General features: G+C 70.5%; 10 protein-coding genes. 8 read left to right on the plus strand and 2 right to left on the minus strand.

Going from position 1 to position 11,499, the window contains the following annotated elements; translation table 11 throughout:
- Nucleotides 1-81 precede the first annotated feature (81 nt).
- From ACF07B_RS06005 to ACF07B_RS06035, 7 genes are all read left to right on the plus strand, one after another.
- A complete protein-coding gene (locus tag ACF07B_RS06005) occupies nucleotides 82-1,464 on the plus strand; it encodes an ABC transporter substrate-binding protein (protein ID WP_392177870.1) in 1,383 nt (460 codons plus the stop codon).
- A 277-nt stretch (nucleotides 1,465-1,741) separates the two neighbouring features.
- Nucleotides 1,742-2,536 (plus strand): rhamnogalacturonan acetylesterase, encoded by a 795-nt coding sequence (locus ACF07B_RS06010; protein WP_369481322.1) that lies wholly within the window; start codon nucleotides 1,742-1,744, stop codon nucleotides 2,534-2,536.
- A 27-nt stretch (nucleotides 2,537-2,563) separates the two neighbouring features.
- Nucleotides 2,564-3,892, plus strand: coding sequence for a polysaccharide lyase family 1 protein (locus ACF07B_RS06015; protein ID WP_369481321.1), 1,329 nt, complete (start codon nucleotides 2,564-2,566; stop codon nucleotides 3,890-3,892).
- Nucleotides 3,893-3,894: 2 nt separating this feature from the next.
- The gene (locus ACF07B_RS06020) at nucleotides 3,895-5,037 is read left to right on the plus strand and encodes a pectinesterase family protein (protein WP_392177871.1); all 1,143 of its coding nucleotides are present in this window, start codon (nucleotides 3,895-3,897) and stop codon (nucleotides 5,035-5,037) included.
- A 1-nt stretch (nucleotide 5,038) separates the two neighbouring features.
- Entirely contained in the window at nucleotides 5,039-6,058 is a 1,020-nt protein-coding gene (locus tag ACF07B_RS06025; RefSeq protein WP_392177872.1) for a pectinesterase family protein, read from the plus strand.
- A gap of 43 nt (nucleotides 6,059-6,101) precedes the next feature.
- Entirely contained in the window at nucleotides 6,102-7,211 is a 1,110-nt protein-coding gene (locus tag ACF07B_RS06030; protein ID WP_392177873.1) for a pectate lyase, read from the plus strand.
- Nucleotides 7,212-7,334: 123 nt separating this feature from the next.
- Nucleotides 7,335-8,129, plus strand: coding sequence for an HAD family acid phosphatase (locus ACF07B_RS06035; protein WP_384242078.1), 795 nt, complete (start codon nucleotides 7,335-7,337; stop codon nucleotides 8,127-8,129).
- 93 nt (nucleotides 8,130-8,222) lie between these two features.
- On the opposite strand, the gene ACF07B_RS06040 is transcribed toward ACF07B_RS06035, so the two are convergent.
- Both ACF07B_RS06040 and ACF07B_RS06045 read right to left on the minus strand, forming a co-directional pair.
- Nucleotides 8,223-9,086, minus strand: coding sequence for a hypothetical protein (locus ACF07B_RS06040; RefSeq protein WP_392177874.1), 864 nt, complete (start codon nucleotides 9,084-9,086; stop codon nucleotides 8,223-8,225).
- The gene (locus ACF07B_RS06045; RefSeq protein ID WP_384243208.1) at nucleotides 9,083-9,649 is read right to left on the minus strand and encodes a SigE family RNA polymerase sigma factor; all 567 of its coding nucleotides are present in this window, start codon (nucleotides 9,647-9,649) and stop codon (nucleotides 9,083-9,085) included. The genes ACF07B_RS06040 and ACF07B_RS06045 overlap by 4 nt, the downstream gene beginning before the upstream one ends.
- Nucleotides 9,650-9,904: 255 nt before the next feature.
- Between ACF07B_RS06045 and ACF07B_RS06050 the strand changes: the two genes are divergently transcribed.
- The gene (locus ACF07B_RS06050) at nucleotides 9,905-11,356 is read left to right on the plus strand and encodes an NCS2 family permease (RefSeq protein ID WP_392177875.1); all 1,452 of its coding nucleotides are present in this window, start codon (nucleotides 9,905-9,907) and stop codon (nucleotides 11,354-11,356) included.
- Nucleotides 11,357-11,499 lie beyond the last annotated feature (143 nt).

Genomic DNA, 11,499 nt, shown 5'->3' on the forward strand with positions numbered 1-11,499 from the left:
CGGAAGCAGCCGGCCGCCGATCTCCGAGGACACAGCACCGACCCCACCGCCCCGTTGGATCCGGAAGAAGAGAGCCGATCGATGAAGACCAGCCCACTCAGGAACAACCCACCGGCGACCGGCCCCAGAAGGACCGGCGTCCAGGGAGCCCGGCGTGCCGCCGTGGCCGTCGCCCTCGGATCCGTGCTCGCGCTGACCGTCACCGCCTGTGGTGACGACGGCAGCGGCAGCGCGGGGGACAAGGGGACCGAGGGCTCCGGCAAGGGCGAGATCACCTTCTGGGACAACAACGGCGGTGTCCGCACCGACATCTGGAAGCAGATCATCGCCGACTTCGAGAAGAAGTACCCCGACATCAAGGTCAACTACGTCGGCATCCCGGCGGCCAGCGCCCAGTCGAAGTACGACACCGCCATCCAGGGCGGCGGCCTGCCCGACGTCGGCGGCGTGGGTACGGCGATGCTCGCCGAGGTCGCCGTCCAGGGGGCGCTGGAGCCGCTGGACAGCCGGATCGAGAAGAGCGCGCTGAACGGAAAGCTGAGCCAGAACCTGCTCGACGTCAGCCGGGCCGCGGGCGGCGGCGACACGCTGTACCAGGTGCCGACCTCCGCCAACAACGGCACGCTCTGGTACCGCACCGACCTGTTCAAGTCGGCGGGCCTGGAGGCGCCGACCTCCTGGTCGAAGTTCTACGACGCCGCCGCGAAGCTCACGGACACGGGCAAGAACAAGTTCGGCTTCACCATCCGCGGCGGAGAGGGCTCCATCGCCCCGGCGCTGGACGCGGCGTACGGCCAGACCGGCATCACCTCGTTCTGGAACGGCGACAAGACCACTGTCAACGACCCGAAGAACGTGGCGGCCCTGGAGAAGTACGTCGCCCTCTACAAGAAGTCCACCCCGTCCGCCGACGTCAACAACGACTTCACCAAGATGGTCGCGCAGTGGGACAGCGGCACCATCGGCATGCTGAGCCACAACCTCGGCTCCTACCAGGACCACCTGAAGGCGCTGGGCGCCGGCAAGTTCCGCGGCGTCCCGAACCCCACGCTGGACGACGGCACGCGTGTGCAGATCTCCAACCCGGTCGACGGGCTGAGCCTGTTCAAGTCCGGCAAGAACAAGGCGGCCGCCTGGAAGTTCATCGAGTTCGCGGTCTCGGCGGCGGAGAACTCCAAGTTCAACGAGTCGGCCGGTCAGGTTCCGGCGAACACCGACGCGGCGAAGGACGCCTGGATCCAGCAGGCCGAGCCGACCAAGCTCGCCGCCGAGGCGCTGAACGGCTCCGGCACCAAGATCGTGCAGCTGCCGTACTACCTGCCCGACTGGAACACCATCTCCAAGGCCGACAACGAGCCCGGCTTCCAGAAGGTGCTGCTCGGCAAGATGAGCGTGAAGGACTTCCTGGACACGCTGGCCGACCAGCTCAACAAGGCGCAGGCCGACTGGAAGGCCCACCACTAGTCCGACGCGCCCGCGGGCCGGCCGTGGCGCGCGTCGCGCCGCGGCCGGCCCGGGACCGGCGGCTGTCTCAGCACGTCCGGCGGAACCCCTGTCGGAACCTCGGCCGGAACCTGTGCCGGGTCCTCAGCCAGGGCCTCTGCCGGGTCCTTTGCCGGAACCCCAGCCAGGTCCTCTGCCGGGTCCTTTGCCGGAACCTCAGCCAGGTCCTCTGCCGGAGAGCCGGCCGAGACCTCCCGTGGAAAGCCCAGCCGAAACCTCTGTCGAAAGGCACACCCCCGTGTCCCTCACGCGCAGACAGGTCACCTCGGCGGCCGTGGCCGCCTTACCGCTCGCCGTCGCCGCGGCGGGCCCCGCGCCCGCCGCCCCGCACCGCCGGCCGCGCACGCTGCACATCGCCGGCGACTCCACCGCCGCCCAGAAGTACGCCGACGCCGCACCCGAGACCGGGTGGGGCATGGCGCTCCCGTTCTTCCTCCGCGAGGACGTCGTGGTGGCCAACCACGCGGTGAACGGCCGGAGTTCGAAGAGCTTCATCGACGAGGGACGCCTCGCCGCGATCCTCGACGTGATCCGGCCCGGCGACCTCCTGCTCGTCCAGTTCGGGCACAACGACGAGAAGAGCGCCGACCCGACGCGCTACACCGAGCCGTGGACGACGTTCCAGGACTGTCTGCGGCAGTACCTCGACGGGGCGCGGGCCCGGGGCGCCCGGCCGGTGCTCGCCACTCCGGTGGAGCGCAGGAAGTTCGACGCGGACGGCGAAGCGGTGCCGACGCACGGCGACTATCCGGCGTCGATGCGGGCGCTCGCCGCGGACGAGCGGGTGGCGCTCCTCGACATCCAGGCCCAGTCCATCGCGCTGTGGCAGCGGCTCGGCGTCGAGGAGACGAAGACGTACTTCAACTGGACCGACACCGAGCAGGACAACACCCACTTCAACCCGCCGGGCGCCATCGCCGTGGCCCGTCTCGTCGCGGCCGGACTGCTGCGCCGCCGGGTGCTCCCGCCCCGGGACGTACGCCGTCTCGACGCGGAGATACCCGATTCCCGGATCACCTGGCCGACCGCCTGAACCCCTGAGCCGAAGGAGAGCCGCACCATGAACACACAGAAATGGCATGCGCATGCCACAGCATGGAGTGTGACCGCCACGCGGAGAACGGCCGCGCTGATGGGCTGCACCGCCCTCGTGCTCGCCGTCACCGGCACCCCCGCCCAGGCCCAGTCCCGCGAGCTGGGCCGGCAGACGCTCGCCGCGGGCGACGGCTGGGCGTCCGAGGGGACCGGCACCACCGGCGGCTCGGCCGCCGGGGCCGCGCGGATCCACACGGTCACGACCTGGGCGGAGTTCCGGGCCGCGCTCGCCGCCGACGGCAGCGCGCCGAAGATCATCAAGGTCAAGGGCACGATCGACGCGAACGCCGACGGCTGCGACTCCTTCGCCGCGCCCGGCTACGACTTCGACCGGTACCTCGCCGACTACGACCCGGCGGTGTGGGGCTACGACCAGGTGGTCAGCGGCGAGCAGGAGGATCTGCGCGCCGCCTCCGCCGCCAACCAGGACACCGCCATGAAGGCGTACGTCCCCGCCAACACGACCATCGTCGGGATCGGCCGCGACGCCGGAATCAAGGGCGCGAGCCTGCAGATCAAGGACGTCGACAACGTCATCGTCCGCAACCTCGCCTTCGAGAGCCCCCTCGACTGCTTCCCGCAGTGGGACCCGACGGACGGCGACACCGGCAACTGGAACTCCGAGTACGACAGCGCGGTCGTCTACGGGGCCACGCACGTCTGGCTCGACCACAACACGTTCACCGACGGCGACCACCCGGACAGCTCGCTGCCGACGTACTACGGCCGGATCTACGAACAGCACGACGGCGAACTGGACATCGTCAAGGGCGCCGACCACGTGACCGCGTCCTGGAACGTCTTCGCCGACCACGACAAGACCATCCTGATCGGCAACAGCGACAGCGCGGCGACGGCCGCCGTGGACCGCGGTCATCTGAAGGTCACCCTCCACCACAACCTGTTCACCGGCCTCGTCGAGCGCGCCCCGCGCGTCCGCTTCGGGCAAGTGGACTCCTACAACAACCACTTCGTGGCCGACTCCTCCTACGGCTACAGCTACGGCATCGGCATGGAGTCCCAACTCGTCGCCGAGCACAACGCGTTCACGCTGCCGGACTCGGTCAGCGCCGCGCTGGTCCTCAAGAAGTGGAAGGAAGCGCCGCTGACCGCGGCCGACAACTACGTCAACGGCGTACGCACCGACCTGATCGCCGTGCACAACGCGGAGATCCCCGCCGAGACGCTCCGGTCCGGTGCCGGCTGGACCCCGGTCCTGCGGACGAAGGTCGACCCGCCGAGGGCCGTTCCCGGCATCGTCGACCACCGCGCGGGCGCCGGAAAGATCTGCTGACCATGGCCGGACACCCCGTCAGCAGAAGGGCGTTCGTGGCCGCGAGCACCGGAGCCGCACTGGCTCTCGGCCTCGCGGCCCCCGCCCGCGCCACCGGGCGTTCCCCGTTCGGCCGGCACGGTTCGCCGTCCGCGCGGCGCGACGCGAGGACGCTGTACGTCCATCCCGGCGGCCTCGGCGACCACACCACCGTGCAGGCCGCCGTGACCGCCGCGACCGGCGCCGGATTCACCCTGGTCATCGCCCCCGGCGTCTACCGCGAGACGGTCTCGGTCGGAGCGGTCGACCCGGCGACCGGCCTGCCCGGCGCCGCCGGCTCGGAGATGACCTGGATCGGCGCCTCCGGCGATCCGCGCGATGTCGTCGTCGTGTACGACAACGCCAACGGCACGCCGAAACCCGACGGTTCGGGCACCTACGGCACCACCGGTTCGGCGACGACCACCGTGCGGACGGACGGGTTCACCGCCCGCTCGGTCACCTTCGCCAACGACTGGCTGCGCGCCGACCACCCCGGGATCACCGGTACCCAGGCCGTGGCGATCAAGGTGCAGGGCGACCGCTCGGCGTTCCACCGGTGCCGCTTCCTCGGTCACCAGGACACGCTGTACGCCGACTCGATCGCGCTCGGCACCTTCGCCCGGCAGTTCTACCGGGACTGCTACGCCGAGGGGGACGTGGACTTCGTCTTCGGGCGGGCGACGGCGGTCTTCGAGCACTGCCACTTCCGCACGCTGGACCGCGCGGACCTGGCCGGCGCCCCGTACGGCTTCGTCTTCGCGCCGTCCACGGCCGTCGCCGACCCGCGCGGATACCTGGTCACCCGCTGCCGGATCAGCAGCGCCGCGCCGGACACGTACTACAAACTGGCCCGCCCCTGGGTACCCGGCTCGGACCTCACCGCCCGCCCGATGCTGACCGTCCGCGACACCCGTCTGGACGCCGGTGTCGACGCGGTCGCGCCCTACACGAACATGTCCGCCTCCTATCCCTGGCAGAGCCAGCGCTTCGCCGAGTACCGCAACACCGGGCCCGGCGCGGTGATCACCGTCCCGGAGAACCGGCCCCAGCTCACGGACGAGCAGGCCCGTTCGGCGACCCGCGAGGCGTACCTCGGCGACTGGACCCCGTGGAAGGGGTGCTGAGATGCGCAGGCGAACCCTCCTCGCGGGTCTGGCGGGGTCGGTCACGGCCGTGGGCGCCGCCCCGGCCGCCGCGGGCGGCCGTCGTGCCCTGCACGTGCGTCCCGGCGACTCGGTCCAGGCCGCCGTGGACGCGGTGGACGGTCCCGGGCAGACGATCGTCATCCACCCGGGAACGTACCGCGAGGTGGTCCACATCCCCGCGGACAAAGGGGAGTTGACCCTCCGTGGCGTCACCCGCGACCCGCGCGACGCGGTCGTCGTCTTCGACCGGGCGAACGGCACGCCGGTACCGGACGGCTCCGGGACCTACGGGACCGCGGGCTCGGCCACCTTCACCTCGGCGGCTCCGGGGCTGACCGTGCGCTGTCTGACGATCGCCAACGACTGGCTGCGCGCCGACCACCCGGAGATCACCGGCACGCAGGCGGTCGCTGCCTACGTCACCGGCGACCGCTCGTACTTCGAGCGGGTGCGGCTGCTGGCCCACCAGGACACGCTGTTCGCGGACACGAGCGACCTGGCCGCCTTCGACCGGCACTGCTACCGCGACTGCCACATCGAGGGCGACGTCGACTTCGTCTTCGGCCGGGCCACCGCCGTCTTCGAGCGCTGCCGCTTCCACACCCTCGACCGGGACGTCTCCTTCAAGCCCGAGGGCATGGTCCTCGCGCCGTCCACGGCCCGCGCGAACCCCCACGGCTTCCTCGTCGCCGGCGGCCGTGTCACCTCGGGCGCCGAGGACGGGGCGTACAAGATCGCCCGGCCCTGGGTCCCGTCGTACGAGACCACGGCGTGGCCCTCACTCGTGGTCCGCGGCTGCGAACTCGGTCCCGGCATCGACGCGGTGGCGCCCTACACCGACATGCGCGCGGCCTATCCGTGGCAGTCCATGCGCTTTCGCGAGTACCGCGACACCGGACCCGGCGCGGTGATCACCGTCCCGGAGAACCGTCCCCAGCTCACGGACGCGGAGGCCGAGCGGCACACCCGTGCCGCCTATCTCGGCGACTGGTGCCCGTGATGTCCCCGTTCCATCCGACAGCACGACGAAAGGACCGCACTCCATGTCTCGTCGTACCGCTCTCTCCTCAGGCGCCGCCCTGGCGCTCGGCGCAGGCCTCGCCGTCCTCCCCACGCAGGCACAGGCCGCCACCGTCGTCGTCGACACCACCGCCGAACTGACCAGCGCGATCTCCGGCGCCACCGCCGGAACCGTCATCCAGGTGCGCGGCGGCACCTACTCCCCGACGGCCACCCTCCAGTCCACGGCCAACGGCACGTCCTCCTCACCGGTCACCCTCACGGCGTACGGCTCGGAGACCGTGAAGATCGACGGCTCCTCGCTCCCCTCGGGCTCCTGGATCTTCAAGCTGACGGCCGACTACTGGAACGTCTCGAACGTGACGTTCCAGAACTCCCCGGACAGCGCCGTCGTCTGCCAGTCCTGCACCGGCACCACCTGGAACAACATCAAGACCATCAACGGCGGCGACTCCGGCTTCACCCTGACCGGAGACGGCACCGTGAACAACACGGTCAAGAACATCGACTCGTACGGCAACTACGACGCCGCCACCCACGGCGAGAACGCGGACGGCGTCGCCGTGAAGTTCGGTTCGGGCAGCGGCAACCTGATCACCGGGGCCCGTCTCTACAACAACTCGGACGACGGAATCGACTTCTGGTCGTTCTCCTCACCCGTCACCGTCGAGCACACCTGGTCCTTCGGCAACGGCAAGAACCGCTGGGGGGACTCGGCCTTCGCGGGCGACGGCAACGGCTACAAACTGGGCGGGGACGGCGAGGTGGTCGCCCACGTCGTCAACAACTCCGCGGCCTGGGACGACGCGGGCAGCGGCTTCACCGAGAACTCCAACACCGGTGCCATCGTCATCAACCGCACCACCGCCTACGCCAACGGGAAGTACGGCTACTACTTCGCCACCAGCGCCGCCAAGCTCGGCAAGAACCTCGCCGTGAGCAACGGCACGGCGGTCTCCAAGGGATCCTCGGTGACGTCGGCCGGCAACAACTGGGACTCCGGCGTCGCCACCCCGGCGTTCCTCTCCACGAACGCGACCACCACGTACAACTCCCGCTCCTCCAGCGGGACACTGCCCGCGACCACCTTCCTCACGACGGGCAGCACGACCATCGGCGCGACCATGAACTGACCCCCGCCGGGCAGGGCGTGAGGCCCGAAATCACCGGACGCGAGGCCCAAGTCGGCCGAAAAGTATGTATCGATCAGGCAAAAGGCCTCGCGTCCGGGGACGTGACGCGCGTAGAAACCTGTCATGCATAAGCCACTGCGCATCGCGGCCGTCGCCGCAACCTGTGTCGTCGCCGGTGCCGCCCTGTACGGCACCGGCGTCGCCACCGCCGGTCAGTCCACGGCGAACTCGACGCACGAGCCCTACAACATAGGTGTCCTCGTCAAGGACATCGACACCTACTACGGCACCACGGCCGACGCCAACGGGGTCTACCAGGCGTCCCCCGAGAGCCCGTACGCCAAGGACCTGGCCCGCCTCGACGCCTCCGCCAAGCGGTACATCGACCAGGCGGCCCGCAAGGCCCACCACCGCCACGGGAAGCCCGCGGTCGTCTTCGACATCGACGACACGCTGCTGCTCTCCCTCGACTACGAGAAGAAGACCAACTACACGTACAACTCGGCCTCCTGGGCCGCGTACGTCGCCCAGGCGGACCGTCCGGCCGTCTTCGGCAGCGCCGACCTCGTCAAGTACGCCGCGTCCAAGGGCGTCGAGGTGTTCTACAACTCCGGCCTGAAGGAGTCGCAGCGCGTCTCCGCGGTCGACAACCTCAAGAAGGTCGGCGTCGACGTCAACCTCGACGCCTCGCACATGTTCCTCAAGGACGCGGCCAACCCGCCCGCGTACCTCGGCGACTGCGCCACGGCCACCGCCTGGAACTGCACGACCGTGCAGTACAAGGCCGGTACCCGCAAGCACATCGAGTCCCTCGGGTACGACATCGTCGCCAACTTCGGCGACCAGTACTCGGACCTCGACGGCGGTTACGCCGACAAGACCTACAAGCTCCCGAACCCCACGTACTTCGTGAGCTGACGTCCACCCGCAGTGAAACGTCGAACGCCCCCGCCGGTCCTCACCGGCGGGGGCGTTCGACGATCCCGGGAGACGAAGGCGTCCACGGGCTCGTCACGGATCGCCGCCGTCGGTGTCCCGGGCCGCGAAGTCCCCGGCCACGGACGCCCGTTCGCCGCCCTTCGCCGTCGCCGTCACCGTGTAGCCGTCGTCCTTCGCGTCCCGGCCGCCACGATCGTGGCCGTACTGGCCGGCGAAGATCCACGCGCCCGGCCGGACCGTACGCCCCGGCTTGAGCGTCCAGGTGAAGACGAGGAAGCCGTCCCGCTCGCCGGCCGCCGTCGTGAAGTCGCTCTCGGGCAGCGAGAGCCACGCCCCCGTCCGGCTCACCCCGCCGGTCTGCCTGACCTTCAACGTGACCGACAGCGAGGTGAGGTGCTCCGTGGCCCTCAGGCTGACATCGCTCTGCGCCCAGAAGTCGTCGCTGTGCGGGTCGACCGAGCCGTCCGACCGCAACGGGCCGTCCGCGGTGTCCCCGCCGGGTGTCCGCGCCGGGGCCGTGGGCCCGGTCGGCACAGCGGTCGGGGAGGGCGACGGACGCGGGCGGCCCGACACCTCCGGCGTCCCGGAACGAGGTCCGGCCCCGGGGGTGGCCGGCGCCCGGCCGGCCGGGTCCGGCGACGGGTCGGGCGCCGGGGGAACGGCCACGGTCCGCCGCGCCGGGCCGTCGTCCTTCACCGCCGTGGCGACCGCGTAACCGCCCACCGCCAGGACGCCCGCGACCGCGGCCGTCGCGCCCAGGACCCGGACCCAGCCGAGCGGCGGCCGGCGTGCCGCCCGCGGGGGCCGCCGCTCGCCGGAGCCCGCCATGCCGCGCTCCACCCGCGCCAGGACGCGCGCGCGGTCCGGCTCGTGGGCCCCGGCCGCCTCGCGCAGCCGGGCGCGCAGTTCGTCGTGCACCTCCCGCGGCTCCCTCACCGGTCTCGTCCTCCGGTCCCACCCGCGGGCAGCGCGCCCGCGTGCAGCCGTACCGACGCCTCGTCCGTGCCGAGCAGCCGCTTCAGTTCCGCCATGCCCTTGGACGTCTGGCTCTTCACCGTACCCACGGAGACGCCGAGGGCGAGCGCGGTGTCCTTCTCCGACAGATCGAAGGCGTGCCGCAGCACGACACAGGCGCGCTTGCGGAACGGCAGCCGCCGCAGGGCCTGTTGGACATCGACGGTCCCGGGTATGTCGGGGTTCTCGGTCCTGTCCTCGCGCTGCGACCAGACGAGCGTGATCCGCCGGCGTTCGCGCACGGCGGCGCGGATCCGGGTGCGGGCGAGGTTGGCGACCACTCCGCGCGCGTACGCCGTCGGACGGTCCGCCGCCCGCACCCGGTCCCAGCGGTGCCACAGCGCGAGCAGCGCGTCGGCGGCCAGATCGTCGGCGGCGTCCGGCTCACCGGTCAACAGATGGGCCAGGCGGGCCAGTTCGGCGTAGTGCTGCTCGAAGAACGCGTGGAACTCCACCGAGGCGGCGTCGTCGAGGAGAGTGCCCACGGGATGCCTCCCCTCGCTTCGGCTGCGGCACCGGTGCGGGTGCGGTGTATACGGATCCGTGATCTCGGTGTGGGGCACGGGAGTTCCGGCGGAGCGGGACGCGTGAGCGTACCAGCCGGTCGTGCGGGCCTTCGGACGGCGTATGGCGGGCCGAACCCGATTCCGTAACACGGGGAAAACCTGAAACCGGTTGATCGGGGGAACAATCCAGCCAGCATCCGCACACCAGGCACGCAGGCAACGAGGAGTATCGCCATGCCCGAAGCGCAGAAGGTCGACAACCGGCCAAGTACCGCCCCACCGGCGGCAGGCGGGGTCGACGCGTTCTTCAAGATATCCGCCAGAGGCTCCACCGTCGGCCGGGAGATACGCGGCGGATTCGCCACCTTCTTCACCATGGCCTACATCCTCGTCCTGAATCCCATCATCCTCGGCAGCGCCAAGGACAAGTTCGGGCACACGCTCGACACCGGTCAACTGGTCACCGCCACCGCGCTGGTGGCGTGTGTCATGACCGTCATCATGGGGATCGGAGGCAATCTGCCGCTCGCCATCGCGGCGGGTCTCGGCCTCAACGCCGTCGTGGCCTTCCAGCTCGCACCGCTGATGAGCTGGGACGACGCCATGGGCCTGGTCGTCCTCGAAGGCGTCCTGATCTGCGTCCTGGTGCTCACCGGCCTCCGGGAAGCGATCATGAACGCGATCCCGCAGCAGCTCAAGCAGGCCATCGGCGTCGGCATCGGTCTGTTCATCGCCTTCATCGGCTTCGTGGACGCCGGGTTCGTCAGCCGCATCCCGGACGTCGCCCACACCACCGTTCCCGTGCAGCTGGGGGCCGTGGGCCGCCTCACCGGCTGGCCCGTCCTCGTCTTCTGTCTCGGTCTCCTGCTGACCATCGCGCTGCTCGCCCGCAAGGTGAAGGGCGCGATCCTCATCAGCATCGTCACCATGACGGTCGTGGCGATCGTCATCGACGCCGTCGCCGACATCAAGAGCTGGGGCCTGACCACGCCCAAGGTCCCGGACAAGATCGTCGCCAGCCCGGACTTCGGACTCGTCGGCCACTTCAGCCTGTTCGGCGGCTTCGCCGAGGCCGGTGTCCTCACCGCGGTCCTGCTGATCTTCACGCTGGTCCTGTCGGACTTCTTCGACGCCATGGGGACCATCGTCGGGATCAGCGCCGAGGCCGGGCTGCTCGACGAGCAGGGCCAGGTCCCGGGCATCGGCCGGGTCCTGTTCATCGACGGCGCCGCCGCCGTCGCGGGCGGTGTGGGCTCCGCCTCCTCCAACACCGCCTACATCGAGTCCGCGGCCGGCGTCGGCGAGGGCGCCCGCACCGGCTTCGCCAACCTGGTCACCGGCGGCCTCTTCGGCCTCGCGCTCTTCCTCACCCCGCTGCTGACCATCGTCCCGCTCCAGGCCGCGGCGCCCGCGCTGATCGCGGTCGGGTTCCTGATGATGACCCACGTCAAGCACATCGACTGGGACCGGTACGAGATCGCCATCCCGGCGTTCCTGACCATCGCCGTGATGCCGTTCACCTACTCCATCACCGACGGCATCGGGGCCGGCTTCCTGGCCTACGTCGTCATCAAGGCGGTCCTGGGCAAGGCCAAGGAGGTCAACTGGCTGCTGTGGGCCGTCTCGGCGCTGTTCCTGGTGTACTTCGCGATCGACCCGGTGGAGCAGGTGCTCGGAGTGAAGTGACCGGCCCGTGCGACGGAGCCCTCACGCGCGGCGGCCCCGCACCCGATCGGGTGCGGGGCCGCCGCGCGTGCGGGGCCCGGCGCGGCGACGTTCTTAAGCGCCCCCCCCAACAAACCCGAGGCGACCCGCGCCGCCACACCCTT

The sequence above is a fragment of the Streptomyces sp. NPDC015532 genome, assembly GCF_043078065.1.
GTDB lineage: Bacteria > Actinomycetota > Actinomycetes > Streptomycetales > Streptomycetaceae > Streptomyces.

Excerpts from the sequence above, each read along its gene's own strand:
- ACF07B_RS06035 (WP_384242078.1), top strand. The coding sequence starts at position 7,335 with ATGCATAAGCCACTGCGCATCGCGGCCGTCGCCGCAACCTGTGTCGTC.
- ACF07B_RS06015 (WP_369481321.1), top strand. The coding sequence starts at position 2,564 with ATGAACACACAGAAATGGCATGCGCATGCCACAGCATGGAGTGTGACC.
- ACF07B_RS06025 (WP_392177872.1), top strand. The coding sequence starts at position 5,039 with ATGCGCAGGCGAACCCTCCTCGCGGGTCTGGCGGGGTCGGTCACGGCC.
- ACF07B_RS06020 (WP_392177871.1), top strand. The coding sequence starts at position 3,895 with ATGGCCGGACACCCCGTCAGCAGAAGGGCGTTCGTGGCCGCGAGCACC.
- ACF07B_RS06030 (WP_392177873.1), top strand. The coding sequence starts at position 6,102 with ATGTCTCGTCGTACCGCTCTCTCCTCAGGCGCCGCCCTGGCGCTCGGC.
- ACF07B_RS06050 (WP_392177875.1), top strand. The coding sequence starts at position 9,905 with ATGCCCGAAGCGCAGAAGGTCGACAACCGGCCAAGTACCGCCCCACCG.
- ACF07B_RS06005 (WP_392177870.1), top strand. The coding sequence starts at position 82 with ATGAAGACCAGCCCACTCAGGAACAACCCACCGGCGACCGGCCCCAGA.